The sequence below is a fragment of the Streptomyces sp. NPDC003077 genome (genome assembly GCF_040611095.1).
Classification (GTDB): Bacteria; Actinomycetota; Actinomycetes; order Streptomycetales; family Streptomycetaceae; genus Streptomyces.
In genome coordinates this window covers 65,256-82,794 of the sequence record NZ_JBEXNM010000014.1, presented here as the reverse complement: position 1 = coordinate 82,794, position 17,539 = coordinate 65,256, and the positions used below count along the sequence as shown (strand labels likewise).

Annotated in this window: 13 protein-coding genes and 5 tRNA genes (1 of these 18 running past the window's edge); 8 read left to right on the top strand and 10 right to left on the bottom strand. The window is 73.7% G+C overall.

Annotation, left to right across the window (positions count from 1 at the left end; translation table 11 throughout):
* The first annotated feature begins 177 nt into the window (after positions 1-177).
* The 4 genes from ABZX96_RS12735 (at position 178) to ABZX96_RS12720 (ending at position 4,581) form a co-directional block, all read left to right on the top strand.
* Positions 178-1,005: a VTC domain-containing protein gene (locus tag ABZX96_RS12735; RefSeq protein WP_355542306.1), complete on the top strand. Its 828-nt coding sequence runs from the start codon at positions 178-180 to the stop codon at positions 1,003-1,005.
* Positions 1,006-1,188: 183 nt separating this feature from the next.
* Positions 1,189-2,547 carry an aspartate aminotransferase family protein gene (locus ABZX96_RS12730; protein ID WP_355542303.1) on the top strand — a complete coding sequence of 453 codons (1,359 nt, stop codon included), beginning with the start codon at positions 1,189-1,191 and terminating at the stop codon, positions 2,545-2,547.
* A gap of 392 nt (positions 2,548-2,939) precedes the next feature.
* On the top strand, positions 2,940-3,617 hold the full coding sequence (locus tag ABZX96_RS12725) for a GntR family transcriptional regulator (protein ID WP_355542300.1): 678 nt from the start codon (positions 2,940-2,942) through the stop codon (positions 3,615-3,617).
* Between the two features lie 313 nt (positions 3,618-3,930).
* Entirely contained in the window at positions 3,931-4,581 is a 651-nt protein-coding gene (locus ABZX96_RS12720) for a hypothetical protein (protein ID WP_355542297.1), read from the top strand.
* Positions 4,582-4,724: 143 nt separating this feature from the next.
* On the opposite strand, the gene ABZX96_RS12715 is transcribed toward ABZX96_RS12720, so the two are convergent.
* Positions 4,725-5,468 carry an SLATT domain-containing protein gene (locus ABZX96_RS12715; RefSeq protein ID WP_355542294.1) on the bottom strand — a complete coding sequence of 248 codons (744 nt, stop codon included), beginning with the start codon at positions 5,466-5,468 and terminating at the stop codon, positions 4,725-4,727.
* 296 nt (positions 5,469-5,764) lie between these two features.
* On the opposite strand from ABZX96_RS12715, the gene purD reads away from it, so the two are divergent.
* The 4 genes from purD (at position 5,765) to ABZX96_RS12695 (ending at position 12,567) form a co-directional block, all read left to right on the top strand.
* Positions 5,765-7,030 (top strand): phosphoribosylamine--glycine ligase, encoded by a 1,266-nt coding sequence (purD, locus tag ABZX96_RS12710; protein WP_355542291.1) that lies wholly within the window; start codon positions 5,765-5,767, stop codon positions 7,028-7,030.
* 611 nt (positions 7,031-7,641) lie between these two features.
* Positions 7,642-9,639, top strand: coding sequence for a hypothetical protein (locus tag ABZX96_RS12705; RefSeq protein WP_355542489.1), 1,998 nt, complete (start codon positions 7,642-7,644; stop codon positions 9,637-9,639).
* 304 nt (positions 9,640-9,943) lie between these two features.
* Positions 9,944-11,422, top strand: coding sequence for a N,N-dimethylformamidase beta subunit family domain-containing protein (locus ABZX96_RS12700; protein WP_355542289.1), 1,479 nt, complete (start codon positions 9,944-9,946; stop codon positions 11,420-11,422).
* Between the two features lie 245 nt (positions 11,423-11,667).
* A complete protein-coding gene (locus ABZX96_RS12695; RefSeq protein ID WP_355542287.1) occupies positions 11,668-12,567 on the top strand; it encodes a phosphoribosylaminoimidazolesuccinocarboxamide synthase in 900 nt (299 codons plus the stop codon).
* 102 nt (positions 12,568-12,669) lie between these two features.
* On the opposite strand, the gene ABZX96_RS12690 is transcribed toward ABZX96_RS12695, so the two are convergent.
* The 9 genes from ABZX96_RS12690 to ABZX96_RS12650 form a co-directional block, all read right to left on the bottom strand.
* A tRNA-Gly gene (locus tag ABZX96_RS12690) sits at positions 12,670-12,742 on the bottom strand.
* Positions 12,743-12,776: 34 nt separating this feature from the next.
* Positions 12,777-13,421, bottom strand: a complete 645-nt coding sequence (locus ABZX96_RS12685; protein ID WP_355542486.1) for a response regulator transcription factor — start codon at positions 13,419-13,421, stop codon at positions 12,777-12,779.
* A gap of 113 nt (positions 13,422-13,534) precedes the next feature.
* Positions 13,535-14,920, bottom strand: a complete 1,386-nt coding sequence (locus tag ABZX96_RS12680; RefSeq protein ID WP_355542285.1) for a histidine kinase — start codon at positions 14,918-14,920, stop codon at positions 13,535-13,537.
* A gap of 92 nt (positions 14,921-15,012) precedes the next feature.
* Positions 15,013-15,828 carry an ABC transporter permease gene (locus ABZX96_RS12675; RefSeq protein WP_355542283.1) on the bottom strand — a complete coding sequence of 272 codons (816 nt, stop codon included), beginning with the start codon at positions 15,826-15,828 and terminating at the stop codon, positions 15,013-15,015.
* Positions 15,825-16,847 (bottom strand): ABC transporter ATP-binding protein, encoded by a 1,023-nt coding sequence (locus ABZX96_RS12670; protein WP_355542281.1) that lies wholly within the window; start codon positions 16,845-16,847, stop codon positions 15,825-15,827. Before ABZX96_RS12670 ends, ABZX96_RS12675 begins: the two co-directional genes overlap by 4 nt.
* A gap of 257 nt (positions 16,848-17,104) precedes the next feature.
* Positions 17,105-17,177: transfer RNA gene (locus ABZX96_RS12665), tRNA-Gly, on the bottom strand.
* Positions 17,178-17,252: 75 nt separating this feature from the next.
* A tRNA-Gly gene (locus tag ABZX96_RS12660) sits at positions 17,253-17,324 on the bottom strand.
* Positions 17,325-17,368: 44 nt separating this feature from the next.
* Positions 17,369-17,440: transfer RNA gene (locus ABZX96_RS12655), tRNA-Gly, on the bottom strand.
* A 44-nt stretch (positions 17,441-17,484) separates the two neighbouring features.
* Positions 17,485-17,539, bottom strand: a tRNA-Gly gene (locus ABZX96_RS12650); it runs 117 nt beyond the window's last position.

The window sequence follows — 17,539 nt, the reverse complement described above, 5'->3', positions numbered from 1 at the left end:
TTCCGTTTCCCGGAACCAAACGTTCCTGCTGTGCGTACTACTCGTAACAACCGCACCACGCACCGCACGCAAACGCGGCGCGCACACGGCACATAGGGCGCACAACGCCCCGCCGCGCGCCGTACGGATCCCGCACGATCACCCGTCCCCGTCCCCCTCCGTGTCGAAGGAGACCGAGTGATTCCCGCCGTACGAGCCCTGTCCCGCGCCGCCATGGCGGCCCGGCCCGTCCCCTTGTCCGATCCGCGGCTTCACGCCGCGCGGCACAGCCGGTCCGACGCCGGTTACCTCGTGCCCGTCGAGGTCTTCCGGGAGTTCGCGGAACGGCTGACCGATCCCCGCCGCAAGGGCGGGGCGCCGGCCGTGCTGTGCGTCAACGGACGCCGCTGGCCGCGCGCCCGTTCCGTGTACTACGACACCTGTGACCTGCGGTTCTTCCATGATGGGGCGGACGTCGGCGGCGGGCGGCTGGCCGTGCGGGAGCGGTCCTACGAGGACACGGGGGCGCGCCAGTTGGAGATCAAGGTCAGGCGGCCGGGAGGCACGGTCGTGGAGCGGTTGCCGCTGGCGCCGGGGGCCACGGCGCTGGACGACGGGCCGCGAGACGCCCTCACGGCGGCGCTGCGGGCGCACGGCGGGCAGGAATCCGCGCCCGCGCTGAGGCCGACCCTGGAGGCGGAACGGCAACGGGTGACCTTCGTGGCCGAGGGGCAGCGCGTGACCTGTGACGCGGGGATCACCTGCCGCGATCCGGAGACGGGCGAGGCCGTGCGCTCCGATGGCGGCCTGGTGCTCGTCCGCGTCAGGAGCGGCCAGGAGGCGGACGGTTCGACCGGGCCGCCCTCGGACGCGCATGGGCTGCTGCGGGAACACGGGTTGCGGCCCGCCGCATTCGGCACGTACCGGATGGGGCTGGGGGCGCTGCGGCCCGGCCTCCTCGCCGCCGACGCGCCGGAGCGTCCGGCGCTGCGCGCGGTCTTCCCGAGGGCCGTCGCGGGGGTGTGAGCACGGCCGCCGGGCGGTCTGGAGGTTCGTACAGGGGCTCGCCGCGCGCGTGGACAGACTGTCCGTGGGCGCGGTGAGCGCCATACAGACTGTCGGTACCGGTGAGCGTTCCGTGATCTCTAGGCTGAAAGCCCCCGCCGGATTGGTGATCCCGGCGGCCCCGAGCGATTCGAGGTAGTGACCGTGACCAGCAGGCAACCCGACCCCGCCACCGGTGCCGCCGTGAAGGCGGCCGACCGCGCGCACGTCTTCCACTCCTGGTCGGCCCAGGGGCTCATCGACCCGCTGGCGGTGGCCGGCGCCGAGGGCTCCTACTTCTGGGACTACGACGGCAACCGCTACCTCGACTTCACGTCCCAGCTGGTCAACACCAACATCGGGCATCAGCACCCGAAGGTCGTCGCCGCCATCCAGGAGCAGGCGGCGAAACTGTGCACCGTCGCCCCGGGGTTCGCGGTGGACGTGCGGTCGGAGGCGGCGCGGCTGGTCGCCGAGCGCACCCCGGGTGACCTGGACAAGATCTTCTTCACCAACGGCGGTGCCGAGGCTGTGGAGAACGCCGTCCGTATGGCGCGGTTGCACACCGGCCGTCCCAAGGTGATGTCGGCGTACCGCTCGTACCACGGGGCCACCGCCGCCGCGATCAACCTCACCGGCGACCCGCGCCGCTGGGCCTCCGACACCGCCTCCGCCGGGGTGGTGCACTTCTGGGGGCCGTTCCTGTACCGCTCGGCCTTCCACGCCACCACCGAGGAGGAAGAGTGCACCCGGGCGCTGCGACACCTTGAGGACACCATCGCCTTCGAGGGGCCGCACTCCATCGCCGCCGTCATCCTGGAGACCGTCGTCGGCACGGCGGGCATCCTGGTGCCGCCGCCCGGCTATCTGGCGGGCGTCCGCGAGATCTGCGACCGGTACGGCATCGTCTTCATCCTGGACGAGGTGATGGCCGGGTTCGGGCGGACGGGCCGCTGGTTCGCCGCCGACCACTTCGACGTCACGCCCGACCTCCTCACCTTCGCCAAGGGCGTCAACTCCGGCTACGTCCCGCTGGGCGGCGTCGCCATCTCCGCCGAGATCGCCGCGACCTTCGAGCAGCGGCCCTACCCGGGCGGCCTGACCTACTCCGGACACCCGCTGGCCTGCGCCTCGGCCGTCGCCACCATCAACGCGATGGCCGAGGAGCGGATCGTGGAGAACGCCGCCGAGATCGGCGAGAAGGTCATCGGGCCGGGGCTGCGGGAGATCGCCGAACGCCACCCGAGCGTGGGCGAGGTGCGCGGCATGGGCGTCTTCTGGGCGCTGGAGCTGGTGAAGGACAAGGAGACGCGCGAGCCGCTGGTCCCGTACAACGCGTCGGGCGCCGACAACGCGCCGATGGCGGAGTTCGCGGCGGCCTGCAAGCGCGGCGGCCTGTGGCCCTTCGTGAACATGAACCGCACGCACGTCGTCCCGCCCTGCACCGTGACGGAGGAGGAGGTCAAGGAGGGGCTGGCCGTCCTCGACGAGGCGCTGACGGTGGCGGACGCGCACACGGGGTGAGGGGTGCGCCGGATGAGGGGCGAGTCGGGGCCGGTTGGCCGGGGTCGTCCGCGCCGGTTCTCTGAGTACGCGCCCGAGCGTGCTCTGAGTACGGGCCGAACACGTCCCTGAGTACGGCCCGGGCGCATTCATGAGTACGGACTCCACCGCTTCCTGGGCGCTCCGGCGCATACGGCGCGTGCCCGGAAGCGGGTATACATACGGGCGCGAAGGGACGCGCGGGCGTGAAAAGGGGCGTGAGGCACGGTCTCAGGCCCCCGCATCCACCCGTTTCATCCTGTATGTCCCCTTCGTGTGCGCGCCGTGTGGCGTGGGTAGGCGCTCGCCTATCGTGAGGGCGACGGCCGCTCCTCTGCCACGCGGTCACCGGAGTGTTGAAGGAGACCGACACGATGCCCGCCGGCGGAGTCAGCGGAGTCATACAGCGCAGCACCTTGCGTCAGCAGATCGCCGACGCGCTGCGCGACGAGGTGCTGGCGGGGCGGCTCCCGGCGGGCCACCAGTTCACGGTCAAGGAGATCGCCGACCAGTACGGGGTCTCGGCGACCCCTGTCCGCGAGGCGCTGCTCGACCTGTGCGCCCAAGGACTGCTGGACGTCGAACAGCACCGGGGTTTCAGCGTGCACGCCTACACGGCGGCGGACTTCCGGGCCATGGTCGGTGCCCGCACGCTGATCGTCGAGGGCATCTTCCGCTCCGGCGCCGAGGAGGCGCTGCGGTCGACGGCCCCGGAGGTGCTGGTCTCCGTCCGGCGCCGCGGCGAGGAGGCCGAGCGCGCGGCCCGGGCCGGGGAACTGGACGTCCTCATCGGCTACGACCTGCGGTTCTGGCGCGAGGTGAGCGGCATCGTCCGCAACCCGTACATCACCGACTTCCTGGACCGCGTCCGCGTCCAGACCTGGGTCTTCGCCGTACCGCTGCTGCGGCGCCACACCGACCTGCGGGGGCGGCTGTGGGCCGGGCACGGGGCGCTGGCCGACGCGCTGGTCCGCAGCGACCTGTGCGCGGCCCAGGAACTGATCCGCGAGCACAACGAGCACTCCCTCGCGCTGGTCGGGGGAGCGGCCTGATCGGTGGATGCGCGGGGCCGGGGTCCGTCCGCGCGGGGCCGTGGTCCGGCCCGCGCGGGGCCGCTGTCCGGACCGATCGCGTGCCGGGGCGCGGTTCCGCTTTCGTGCCGGGCCGCACTCGGGTCCCGTGTTCCCGCCCCCGTCCCGGGTATCCGCCCGGCGCGCGGCCCGCCGGCCGCCGTTTCGCGCGCTCCCGAGGGGATCCGTCCCGGGCCCTCCCGCATTACGCTGGCCCGACCACCGGCCGCCCCCTCGCGCCGTACGCACGACCACACACCGAGCCGACACCCCACCCGAACGGAAGCGAGCACCCGTGGCCTGTGACCTGTGGCTGGTCCCCCTCGTCGACGTGCTGTGCCACAGCCCCGACAACCCCTTCTCCGAAGAGATCGCCGCCTACGACGAGGCGCTCACGGGCGCGGGGCTGCCCCCCGTCCCGGTCTTCAGCTACATGCCCGGCCTGTCCGGGGACGTCGCGCCGGTCGCGGGGTTCGACTACGACGCCCTGCACTTCCTGCGCCGGGCCTACCTGCTGCACCTGTGCGGCCTGGCCGTGACGCCCGTCGACGAACTGGGCGGCGACTACGAGCAGCTGCTGGAGATGTTCGAGGCCACCGCCCAGCAGTCGCACCTGGTCTGGCACTACGACCACGCGGGCGCGTACGTCCCGGTGGACTTCCCGCACCCGCTCAGCACCTCCGAACTGCTCGAACGCGGCGGCCCCTTGGGCTCAGCGCACGGGCTCCTGCGGGAACTGGAGGTCGTCGGCCCGGCCATCGGCATCGATCCGGCCCGTCCCCCCGCCGCGCCCGCGCCGCCGCCCCACCCCACCTCCTTGGAGGAGCCCGCGACCGTGCTGCCCATGGAGGACGGCCCGTTCGCCCGGGAGCGGCACGTGTGGCTGGGGCTGCACGCGGCGGCGACCCGCAGCCTGGGCCAGGGATCGATGATCGTCTTCAGCTGATTCAGTCGAGGCGGTGCGGCCCCGCGCGGGGGCCATCTCGCCAGGAGGGCCGGTTCCCGCTCGTGTCGGGAACCGGCCCTCCTGTACTGCGGCCCTCCCACGTAAACCGCTGCCTACGCCAAGAGTTGGCCGAAAGTCGCCCCTCAGCGCGGCGGCTCCGGGGGCCGCTGGCGCGGCATGTTGGGACGCGTCCCCGGTGGCAGCACGATCCGGCCGGGCGGCCCGGCGTTCTCCGAGCGTGGGGCCGGCGGCGCCGGGGGCGGCGGTGGCACGGGCGCGGTGCCGGTGCGAAACTGCGCCATCCAGTCGGCGGTCTCGTTCCGTACGAGCTCCGCCACGTCCTCGTTGAAGCGGCGCAGCACGCCCAGGCAGCGCTCGGCCGCCTCGCTCGCCGTGCCCTCCGTCGGGCCCAGGACCTCGCGCACGCTCTCCGACGCCCAGTCGAACTGCAACGTCTCCAGACGCTGTTGAAGCGCCTGCGCGGTCGCCACGTCACGCATCCAACCGGCGGTGACGCCGAAGAACCGGTCGCTGCCGACGCAGACCGCGGCGGCCAGCAGCGCCAGATAACCCCAGGTCGCGCCGCTCGGCAGCACGCCCGTCAGGGCGAACAGCGGCAGCAGGGCGCCGACCGCGACCCCGGCCGCGGCCCCGATCCGCAGCGCCCGCGCGGCGCGGCGTTTGGCGACGCGGTCGCGCAGATACCAGTCGATGGCGCGCAGCGCGCCCGCCTCGACCCAGCGGTACACCTCATCGAGGCGGTCGGCCGGCTCGGCCCAGTCGCCGAGCGGGAACGTCCGGCCCGGTAGATCGTGGCGGGCGCGGTCACGTTCCGGCCCGCCGTCCTCCCTAGGAGGCCCCTCGGGCTGCATGTCCGGCTGACTCACCCGTGCGCTCCCTCATGCGGATACCAGCGGTACGCGCGGGACGTACGGGACGGCCGTTGCGCGCCCCACCTTCCTACCGCCGAACGGTGGGCCCTATCCCAATGATCGCTGGATTTCCGCCCGGAAGTGGCCGGACATCCGGTATAAGCCCATCCCTCCTCTCACTCGAAAGAGGGCGGTCGGCAACAAACCGCCGTTCGCCCGCCGCCGAATCGGCTTCATCGGGCGAAAGGGCCACCACCAGGCCGGAGGGGCGCCGCGCGGGCCCCAGAGGGGCGACGACTAGGCTGCCGCGTGTGAAGGTCCTCGTCATCGGCGGCGGCGCCCGCGAACACGCCCTGTGCCGCTCCCTGTCCCTCGACCCCGACGTCACCGCGCTGCACTGCGCCCCCGGCAACGCCGGCATCTCCGAGGTGGCCACCCTCCACCAGGTCGACGCGCTCGACGGCGCGGCCGTCGCCGACCTGGCCGCCGGCCTCCAGGCGGACCTGGTCGTGGTCGGCCCGGAGGCGCCGCTGGTCGCCGGAGTGGCGGACGCCGTCCGGGCGCGCGGCATCGCGGCATTCGGCCCATCCGCCGAAGCCGCCCGATTGGAGGGGTCCAAGGCGTTCGCGAAGGACGTCATGGCCGCCGCCGGGGTCCCCACCGCACGTTCGTATGTCTGCACCACGCCCGCCGAGATCGACGAGGCGCTGGACGCCTTCGGGGCCCCGTACGTCGTCAAGGACGACGGGCTGGCGGCCGGCAAGGGCGTCGTCGTCACCGAGGACGTCGAGGTCGCCCGGGCGCACGCGCTGGCCTGCGACCGCGTGGTCATCGAGGAGTTCCTGGACGGGCCGGAGGTCTCTCTCTTCGCCGTGACCGACGGCGAGACCGTCGTCCCGCTGCGCCCCGCGCAGGACTTCAAGCGCGCCCACGACGCCGACGCGGGCCCGAACACCGGCGGCATGGGCGCCTACAGCCCGCTCCCGTGGGCCGACCCCAAGCTCGTCGACGAGGTGCTGGAGACGGTGCTGCGGCCCACCGTGGACGAACTGCGCCGCCGCGGCACACCGTTCTCCGGCCTGCTGTACGCGGGGCTGGCGATCACCTCGCGCGGCGTGCGGGTCATCGAGTTCAACGCCCGCTTCGGCGACCCCGAGACGCAGGTCGTGCTGGCCCGCCTCAAGACGCCGCTGTCCGGGCTGCTGCACGCCGCCGCGACCGGCACGCTGGCCGCCCTGCCGCCGCTGCGCTGGAGCGAGGACGCGGCCGTCACCGTCGTCGTCGCCGCGCACAACTACCCGGGCACGCCGCGCACCGGCGACCCCATCGAGGGCCTGGCCGAGGTCGCCGAGCAGGACGCGCCGCACGCGTACGTCCTGCACGCCGGCACCAAGCGGGACGCCTCCGGCGCGGTGGTCAGCGCCGGCGGCCGGGTGCTGTCCGTGACGGCCACCGGCCCGGACCTGGCCGCGGCCCGCGAGCGCGCCTACCGGGCGGTGGGACGCGTCCGGCTGGACGGTTCGCACCACCGGACGGACATCGCGGCGCGGGCGGCGGAGGACGCCGGGCGGGAGTAGCGGGAGTAGGACGAACGGGCGGAGGCCGCCGAACGGGGGCCGTCGGGAGGGGGCGGGGAGCCGCGAGGGTTCCTGCCCCCTCGTCCGTGCGGGCGGGCGGGAGCAGGGGCGCGGAGCCGCCCGGCCCCCGGGCCCGCGCGGAAGCGGGTAGCACGCGCGGAAGCAGCGATCCCGGCGCGGAAGCGGATTGCCCGCGCGGCAGTAGCGGCCCCGGCACGTAAGCGGAAAGCCAGCGCGGCAGCAGCGCCCCCCCCCCGCGCAGAAGCGGAGACCCTGGAGGGCCGCGCTCCGAAGCACAGAATCCCGCCCGGTTCCCGGCTTTGCCCAAAGCCATTCCATCGAGTGACCGCGCCGCTATCCGGCTGACGGAACCAGGCCCCCCAACTAGGGTTCGCCGCAAGCGTCCTGTGGCGCCGGTGCCGACCCACGGCACCGCCCTCCCGGCACGTGTGGCAAGTGGCTCACCGGCATTGCGATGTCAGTGGCCGGTGCCAGAGTGGTGCAGAGGTGAGCAACGCGCCGGTCGGCGTTCGCGTCCTTCGGCGGGGTTGCCCGGTTCTTCCGTCCGCGTTCTCTCGGCCCCGTCGCAAGGGCAGCAGGGGGTGTACAGGCTGGTGGCTGGTCCGGAAGCAGGCGCCCAGGCGGCGCGCGCCCAAGCGCTCGCGGTGCTCAGGATCCGCAGCGCCGCGCTGGGGGTCGCCCTGCTGCCCGCGGCCGTGGCCGTGGTGCTGCTGGTCGGCGGCGCCACCGGGCGCCTGGGCGATCCGGCCTGGACGGGCGGATGGGCGGTGGCCCGCTGGACGGTGACCGGCGTCGCCGTGCTCGTCCTGCTGCTGGCGGCGCTGGTGGCCGTCGTCGTCGCGCGGGCCCGGCCCGCGCTGAGCCCGTCCGTCCCGATAGCCGAGGAGTCGGCGCCCGACCTGTACCGCCTGGTGAGGGACCTCGCCGAGCGGCTGGAGGTGCCCGCCCCGTCCGCGATAGCGCTGACCCCCGACTGCGACAGCTGGCTGGAGGACCGTACGCACCGCGCGCACGGCCCCCGCCACGGCACCGGCCCGGCCGGGGGACGGGAGCGCCCGCTCGGCCGGGGCCGGGTGCCGCGGGCGCCGGTACTGGTCATCGGGTCGCCGTTCCTGTGGTGGATGCGGGTGACGGAGCTGCGCGCGCTGCTGGCCCCGGTGGTCGCCGGCACCGGCCCGTCCGCGAACCCGGACATAGCAGCCGCCCGCCGCTTCGTCCGCGGGCTGGACGCCGCGGTGGCGGTGTGCGCGCGGGCCGGTGGCCCGCTGCGCCGCCCCGCGGCGGCTTTCGTCGGCTGGACGGCGCGGCTGCTGCTGCGCGCCTGCCGCGACCACGCCGCGGAGATGGAGCGGGGCGTGGCGGCGGCGGCGTCCGAGCGTTCCCAGATGGTGGACTACGGCCTGCGGATCGTCGCCCAGGAGCAGGTCGGCCTGGCGTACGCGGGCTGGGACCGCCTCCTGACCAGGGTCGCGCTGCCCGCCTGGCGCATGGGCCGCTGGCCGTCCCGGCTGGACGCCGGGGTCGTCTCGGCGCTCACGGAGCTCTCCCGCCGGGACCGCCTCGCGGAGGGGTTCACCTCGCGGCTGGGCGAGCGGCCCGCCTGCGACCTCCTGGAGGAGCCGGGCGCCATAGACCGCGCCGCGTCCCTGCTCGCCGCCCGCCTCTTCCACGGCGGCCCGGCCGAGCCCGGGCCCGACTGGGCGCCGGTGGGCTGGCACCAGTATCCGGACGAGGTGGTCGACCGCAAGTGGCGGCTGGAGGCGGCCCGCCTGCATCGCGTCCTGGACGAGCTGCCGCCGTCCGCCGCCCCGTCCGGCGACGGACCGGCACCGGACGCCGGGACCACCGGCCGTACGGACGGCTCACCGTCCGCACCCGCGGAAGCGAACGAGGATCCGGTGACCCGGCCGCCGTCCCACGCGTACGCGAAGCCCGGTTTGCGGACCGACCCGGCCACGGACTCCGCACCCGCCACGGTGGACGTCGGGCGCACGGACGACGGACCCACGGACGCCACCTCCCATACCGACTCCGCCCCCCGGACCGCCACCGCCACGCGGCCGGACCACGGTCCCCGGCCGGACCACGGTCCCCGGCCGGACCACGGCCCCCGGGCGGACGCCGCCCCCACCCTCGCCCGCGTCATCGAGCGGCTGACCAGGGACGCCCGTGCCGCCGACGCCATAGCGGCCCGCCTCGGCGCCCAGGTGGCGCGCGAGGAGCAAGAGGACGCGGCGCGCAAGGCGGCGCGCGCTCCGGACACCCAGGGCGCCGGTTCCGGCGTCACGTGGGGTGACGGGCTGGCCGACGCCGGCCTGCCGCTGTTCCCGCTCCAGCCGCCCCGTTCGGACCGGGAACTGCTCTCCGACCACGTCACCGCCGTGGTCTGCTGCGCCGCCGTGGACACCGCGGGCGCGGCCCCGGGGCTGGACTGGCTCGACGGCCCCGTGCTGCTCGTCGGCGGTGAACGCGGTGCCGACCTCGGGTCGCCGGTGCTCAGCCTCGTCGACGACGGCGACGCCGGGCCGCTGCGCGACTGGCTGGGCAAGACCGGGGTACGTCCCGACAAACCGATCCGGCTCGTTTGACGCGCCGGGGGCGCGCGCCGCAGGGCGTGCGCCGGAAAGCCCGCAGGGCGTGAGGCGTCGCACGTGACCCGCGTGTACGGCACTCAGTGCCGCTCACGAGCACGTCTCATCCGCATCCCCCGGCTGAACGCTCCCCTCCAGTTCCTCAAAGGCGAACGCACGCCCGCCAATTCACAACGAAGGGTGACGGAAAGAGCGCGTAGTGTGATGTGCTGGGTTCGGCCGTGGTTGTTCAACTGAAGACGGATACGGACGGAAAACGGCGGCCGGACCGGTCGGCGGGGGCTTGGGAGGGGAGTGAGAGGTGGGGACGAAGCAGATCCGGCGCTGGGAGTCCGGCGCCCTGGCACACGCGGTCTCGGACCCGTTCGGGCAGGGTCCACTGCCCTGGCTGCGCGGCAGTGAGAACTACTTCGACTCCGGCCAGGTCGTCCCCTGGTACGTCGGTCCCGCGCACGCGGCCGGCGGCCGGCGGGTGCCGCCGCCCCGCTCCGGCGCGGGGCCCCGGACGGCGGACGACGTGCGCGGCCAGATCAAGGGATTCGCGAGCACCGGGGCGGTCACTCCGGGTGAGGCCATCGACTTCCACGTCTCCGTCGATCCGCCGCAGCCGTTCAGCATCGACATCTACCGGATCGGCCATTACGGCGGCGTGGGCGCCTCGAAGATCACCACGAGCCCCCGGCAGTCCGGCATCGTCCAGCCGCCGCCGCTCATCGCCGACCGCACGGTCTCCTGCCACCACTGGTGGCAGTCCTGGCGCCTCCAGGTGCCCGACTACTGGAACCTCGGCGCGTACGTGGCCGTGCTGACCACCGCCGACGGGTACCGAAGCCACATCCCCTTCACCGTCCGCAACGCCCACAGCGCCGACCTGCTGCTCCTCCTCCCGGACATCACCTGGCAGGCCTACAACCTCTACCCGGAGGACGGGAGCACCGGCGCCAGCCTCTACCACGCCTGGGACGAGAAGGGCGCCCTGCTCGGGGAGGGGGACGCCGCCACGACCGTCTGCTTCGACCGCCCGTACGCGGGCGCCGGTCTGCCGCTGCACGTCGGGCACGCGTACGACTTCATCCGCTGGGCGGAGCGCTACGGCTACGACCTCGCGTACGCCGACGCCCGCGACCTGCACGCCGGCCGCGTCGACCCGACGCGCTACAAGGGCCTGGTCTTCCCCGGGCACGACGAGTACTGGTCGGTGCCCATGCGCCGTACCGTCGAGCGCGCCCGGGACCTGGGCACGTCGCTGGTCTTCCTCTCGGCCAACACCATGTACTGGCAGGTCGAGCTCTCCCGGTCCCCCTCGGGTGCGGAGTCCCTGCTGAGCTGCCGCAAGCGCCAGGGGCCGGGCCGCTCCGCCCTGTGGCGGGACGCGGGCGAGCCCGAGCAGCGGCTGCTGGGCATCCAGTACGCGGGCCAGGTGCCCGAGCCCGCGCCGCTGGTCGTCCGCAACGGCGACCACTGGCTGTGGGAGGCGACCGGCGCGGGGGAGGGGGACGAACTCCCCGGCCTGGTGGCGGGCGAGGCGGATCGGTACTTCCCGCGCACCTGCCTGCCCGAGCACACCGGCCGCATCCTGCTCGCGCACTCCCCGTACCACGACGCCGAGGGCGCCCGCAGGCACCAGGAGACCTCGCTGTACCGCGCGCCCAGTGGGGCGCTGGTCTTCGCCTCCGGGACGTTCGCCTGGTCGCCGGCGCTGGACCGGCCCGGCCACGTCGACGAACGGATTCAGCGGGCCACGGCCAACCTGCTGGACCGCATCTGCAAGCGGGACTGAGGGATGGGGGCCGGGCCTCCGCAGGCCCGGCCCGGGGAGGCCGTGGGCCCGGCCCGGGGGTCCGTGGGCCCGTCATCGTCCGGACGAACCGGGGGACGAGGACCGGCCCCCGCTCCCGGGCACGTCCCCGCCCCGGCCCCGGGAAGCGCCCGCCCATTGGGCCCTTGGGGGACCCTGCGGCGCCATTCCCGGCCCCATGCGGAAGAATCGGAGCCGATTCCTGGATCAACCTACGCGGAGGCAGCGTGTCCGGTTTCGTAGAAAAGCCCGAGCCCGTGGAGGTGCCGGGGCTGACCCACCTCCACACCGGCAAGGTGCGGGACCTGTACCAGAACGCCGACGGTGACCTGGTCATGGTCGCCAGCGACCGCATGTCCGCGTACGACTGGGTGCTCCCCACCGAGATCCCCGACAAGGGGCGGATCCTCACCCAGCTCTCCCTTTGGTGGTTCGACCAGCTCGCCGACCTGGTGCCGAACCACGTCCGGTCCACCGAGGTCCCGGCCGGCGCCCCCGCCGACTGGGCCGGCCGCACGCTCGTCTGCACTCCGCTGACCATGGTCCCCGTCGAGTGCGTGGCCCGCGGCTACCTCACCGGCTCCGGGCTGGCCGAGTACGAGCAGACGCGCACGGTCTGCGGGCTGGCGCTGCCCGAGGGCCTGGTGGACGGCTCCGAACTCCCCGCGCCGATCTTCACCCCCGCCACCAAGGCCGCCGTCGGCGAGCACGACGAGAACGTCGCGTACGAAGAGGTGGCCCGCCAGGTCGGCGCGGAGGTCGCCGCCCAGCTCCGCCAGGCCACCCTGGCGATCTACTCCCGGGCACGCACCACCGCCCGCGAGCGCGGCATCATCCTGGCGGACACCAAGTTCGAGTTCGGCTTCGACGGCGACCGGCTCACCCTCGCCGACGAGGTCCTCACGCCCGACTCCTCGCGCTTCTGGCCCGCCGAGGAGTGGGAGCCGGGCCGCCCCCAGCCGTCCTTCGACAAGCAGTACGTCCGGGACTGGCTCACCTCCCGGGAATCCGGCTGGGACCGCGCGAGCGAGCAGCCGCCGCCCCCGCTGCCGCGGGAGGCCGTGGAGCGCACCCGCGCCAAGTACGTCGAGGCGTACGAGCGCCTCACGGGGCTGACCTGGTCCTGAGGCCGCTTCCGCCGGGCTCCTCCCTGAGGCGCCCGGCGGAGCCCGCCCCACGGGACGCACGAAGAAGGGCCCCGGTCATCGACCGGGGCCCTTCTCTCGCTGAGCGGACGACGAGGCTCGAACTCGCGACCTCAACCTTGGCAAGGTTGCGCTCTACCAACTGAGCTACGTCCGCCTGCCCCGCGCTGTTCTGCGCGGTGCGGACACCACTATAGCCAACCTTGGGCGCGTGCGATGCGCGCGGCGGCGTGACGGTTCTCCGCCGAGAGTTTCGCGGCGGCCGAGGAGAGGTAGTTGCGGACCGTTCCGGGGGACAGGCACGCGCGCTCGGCGATCTCCGAGATCGGCGCCCCGTCCTCCGCCAGCTCCAGCACCTCGGCCTCCCGGGCGGTCAGCGGGGAGTCGCCCGCGCTGATCGCGTCGGCCGCCAACTCCGGGTCGACGTAACGGTTCCCGGCGCGCACCGCGCGGATGATCTCGGCCAGCCGCTGCGCCGAAACGGTCTTCGGTACGAAGCCGCGCACCCCCGCCTCCAGCGCCCGCTTGAGGTGCCCGGGGCGCCCGTGACTGGTGACGATCATGGTGCGGCACTCCGGCAGTTCGGCGCGCAGGGATGTGGCCACCGCCACACCGTCCGCGCCCGGCATCTGGAGATCCAGGACGGCGACGTCCGGCCGGTGCGCCCGGGCCATCGCCAGCGCCTCGGGCCCGGTCGCGGCCTCGGCCACCACCCGCAGGTCGTCCTCCAGCGACAGCAGGGCGGCCAGCGCGCCCCGGATGAGGTGCTCGTCGTCGGCGAGCAGGACGCGGATGGGCCCGGAGGCGGCACCCTCGTCCCCGCCGGTCGCCCGCATCTCGTCAGGGCCGCCGTACGCACCCTGGGGCCCGTTCCCGCCGATGGCCTCTCCGTACGAGCCTCCGGGTCGTCCGTACGACCCTCCCGGTTCGTAAGAGCCTCCCGATCCGTTCACGCCGCACCATCCTTTCCAGCCGTACGGCCGATCTCGCGTCCGCGCCCCGAGTCGGCGGACGATGGCGTCCCGGCCTCCGCGACCGCCTCCGCGACCGCCGCCGGGCCGTCCGCCCCGGCCCCCGCCCCGTTCTCGTCCACCGCGTCCCGCACCGGCAGGCGGACCGCCAGCCGGTAGCCGCCGCCCGGCCGCCGTTCCGACTGCAGCGTCCCGCCCAGCGGCGTCAGCCGTTCGCGCAGGCCCTTGAGGCCGCTGCCCGCGCCGGTCCCGGCCGCCGGGCGGCCGTCCGGATCGGAGGGCTCCGTCACGCCGTCGTTCTCCATCTCCAGCGCCACCCGGTCCGGCTGGACCCGGGTCCGTATCGCGCAGGTCCGGGCGTCGGGGGCGTGCCGCAGTACGTTCGTGGTGCCCTCCCGGACGACCCAGCCCAGGGCCGACTGGACGGCGTCCGGCAGCCCCGTGCCGCCGTCGCCCTCGATGCGGCAGTCGATGCCGGCCGCCCGCAGGACGGAGCGGGCACCGGCCAGTTCCACCTGGAGGTCGGCCTTGCGGTAGCCGCGCACCACGTCGCGCACCTCGCGCTGGGACTCCTGCGCGATCCGCTGGACCTCCACCATCTGCTCGACCGCCTCCGGCCGGCCGCGCCGGGCGAGCCGCACCGCCAGTTCGCTCTTGAGGGCGATGACGGCCAAGTTCCGGCCGAGGACGTCGTGCATGTCCCGGCCGAAGCGCAGCCGCTCCTCGGCGACCGCCAGCCGGGCCTGCACCTCGCGGGCGTCCTCCAGCTCCCAGGTCAGGGACAGCGACCAGGCGGAGGTGCGCATGATGAAGCCGATGAAGCAGCCGGCCCCCGGCACGACGATGAGGGTGCTGGCCACCACTCCGCCGATGGCCCCGACGGCCGCGAAGGCCCCGGCCAGGAGCCCCGCCAGCCCGGCGACCGCCGCGGCGAACCACCGCATCGGCATCAGGAGGCAGAAGGGGCCGCCCAGCATGGCGACGAGGTACGCCAGCGAGACGGAGAACGACGCCGGCTTCAGCCCGTGCGTCCCCACCAGCGTGATGTCGAGCGCCAGGCAGGCGGCGGACAGGACGACCAGGGAGACGAGCTGGCGCCGCGTCGCCCGGCCCTTGCCGAGGTACTGGTCGAGCGCCCGCTGCGTGGCGACGATGCCGACGACGGCCTGCGCCGCCGCGCACACCAGGAGCGCCGCGCCCAGGGTCAGCGGCAGGGGCTCGCGGACCAGGTCGCTGCCCATCGGGAGGAGCACCCAGCCCAGCAGCAGCGGCCACGGCAGCACGTTGAACATGGCGCGGGAGAAGGTATCCAGCTTGGAGATCCTGCTCCGGTCCCGCCACCTGCGCATCCGACGGTTGATCACGTCGTACTCCCCGTTGTCCGTCCTCGCCGCCCGTGCGCGCCGCAGCGCCGGGACCGGCACCCGGCCCCGGCGCGACGCGCCACCGGCGTCCGCTACCGCCGCGGCTCCCAACGGAACCACCGACGCACAGCAAACACCCCGAGCCCGATCCAGACCAACCCGATGACCAGGTGTTTCAGCGTCTCCCCGAGGCTCGCGCCACCGGCCCAGCCGTCCCGCAGCAGGGCGATCACGGGGGACAGCGGCAGCAGCCCGAGCACCCGCGCCACCTCGTCCGGCATGACCTCCATCGGCACGTACATGCCGGAGGCCACCAGCGACAGCATGATCATGGGGAACGGCGTGAGCTGCGCCGCCTCGGTGGTCCGGGTGACGGCCGCGGAGGCGGCGGCCAGCGTCACCATCAGCACGAGGCCGATCAGCAGGCCCGCCACCATCAGGTGCGGCGCCTTCGGCATCCCCACCTTGAAGTACGGCCCGCCGACGAAGACGTACAGGACGGTCTGGGCCAGGGCGATGAGCACGGCGGGCAGCGCCGTCCCGGCCAGGATCTCCACATCCGTCGGCTCGCCGACGCGCAGCCGCTTGAGCACCAGCTCCTCGCGCCGGGTGACGAACACGCCGACGAGGTTGCTGTAGACCGCGAACAGCAGCGCCATGCCGATCGCGGCGGGCAGCAGCACCGTGCCGATCGACAGCCCGGTGCCCTGGAGCTTGAGCTGGTCGTTCAGCGCCCCGTACATGCTGAAGGTCAGCATCACCGGCAGGAACAGGGCGGTGAACAGCGCGGCCTTGCTGCGCCCCAGCAGCGTCAGCTCGGCCCGTGCCAGGGCCTTGAGCCGCGCCGCCGGACTCGTCGTCGTCCGTGTGTCCGTCCCCGTGACGGCGTTCATCGTGCCCGCGCTCACGCGTCCCCCTCCAGCCCCTTCGCGATCTGCAGGAACGCCTCTTCCAGCGTCGCCGAACGGACATCGAGCCCGCGCAGTTCGATTCCCTTGTCCTGGGCCCACACCAGCAGTCCGGTCGCGGCCCGCTGCAGTTCCTGGGTGTGCAGCCGCACCACCCCGCCCGGCGCCAGCTCGTGACCGGTGATGCCCAGCTCGGGCAGCGGCGGCAGGTCGCCGACGAGGAAGCCGGGCGGCAGCTCGAAGGAGATGCGGGACGGCTGGGTGGCCACCACGTCCGCGACCCGGCCCTCCGCCGCGATCCGCCCCTGGTGCATGATCGCCAGCCGGTCCGCCAGCTCCTCGGCCTCTTCCAGGTAGTGGGTGGTCATCAGCACCGTCGTGCCGCCGGCGCGCAGCTCGCGCACCAGCTCCCAGGTCCGGTGCCGGGCCTCGGTGTCCAGGCCGGTCGTGGGCTCGTCCAGGAACAGCACCTCGGGCCGCCCCAGCAGCGCCAGCGCCAGGTCCAGCCGCCGCCGCTCACCGCCGGAGAGCTGCTTGACCCGCACGTTCCCGCGCCCGCCGAGCCCGACGAGTTCCAGTGCCTCCCCGGCGGGCCGCGCGCCGCTCGTGCAGCCGGCCCACATCCGGACGGTCTCCAGCACCGTCAGCTCGGACGGGAAGCCGCCCTCCTGGAGCATCACGCCGACCCTCGGCCGGACCTTCGCCCGCTCGGTGAACGGGTCGTGGCCCAGCACCCGCACCCGGCCGTCGGTCGGCGCGGCCAGCCCCTCCAGGAGCTCGACGGTGGAGGTCTTGCCCGCACCGTTCGTGCCCAGCAGGGCGAACAACTCCCCCCGTGCGACGGAGAAGTCGATGCCGCGCACCGCCTCGAATACCTTGCCGTTCCTTTCGGACGCGTGGTCTTTCGCGCCCCTTGCGTCTCGGCGCGGTGCCCGGCCCGGTTTCCCGCCCGGCGCCCCATAGCGCCTGCGCAGTCCCGTGACCTCTATCACACGCTCGCCGGAATCCCCGTACGTCATGTCTCCAGGCTTTCGCGCGGCGGGCGGCCGGGGGAGTGCGGCTTGTCATCACCCCAGATGACAAATGTCAGGATGCGGCGCCGGTCACACCCGGCGGGAAGTCGGCCGGAAGGCATCCGGCCGCGCGGCCGGAAACCCGTGGCCGGTCCCTTTCCCTGAAAACCGGCCCGTGCGGCCGGAAATCGCGCCGTGTGCACCCGCGAACACCGCCATACACAAAAGAACCCCGGTCACGAGGACCGGGGTTCTTTTCCCTGAGCGGACGACGAGGCTCGAACTCGCGACCTCAACCTTGGCAAGGTTGCGCTCTACCAACTGAGCTACGTCCGCATCGCATCCACTCGGCTTTCACCGGGTGGCGCGGAAACCACTCTACCTGATCCAGAGGACTGGTCGAGCAGTCGGAGCGGGTGACAGGGATCGCACACTGCGCCTCCCCCTTGGAAAGGGGGCGCTCTACTACTGAGCTACACCCGCGTGACTCCTCTCCGGCCGGTCCGTGGACCGGTGGAGTGGATCAGAGCGGGTGACAGGAATCGCACACTGCGCCTCCCTCTTGGAAAGAGGGCGCTCTACTACTGAGCTACACCCGCATGTCTCCTCTCCGGCCGGTCCGTGGACCGGTGGAGTGGATCAGAGCGGGTGACAGGAATCGCACACTGCGCCTCCCTCTTGGAAAGAGGGCGCTCTAC

What these genes read in the sequence shown, in the direction of transcription:
- ABZX96_RS12725 (WP_355542300.1), top strand. Translation starts at nt 2,940, where the DNA reads ATGCCCGCCGGCGGAGTCAGCGGAGTCATACAGCGCAGCACCTTGCGT.
- ABZX96_RS12670 (WP_355542281.1), bottom strand. Translation starts at nt 16,847, where the DNA reads ATGACGTACGGGGATTCCGGCGAGCGTGTGATAGAGGTCACGGGACTG.
- ABZX96_RS12685 (WP_355542486.1), bottom strand. Translation starts at nt 13,421, where the DNA reads ATGCGGGCGACCGGCGGGGACGAGGGTGCCGCCTCCGGGCCCATCCGC.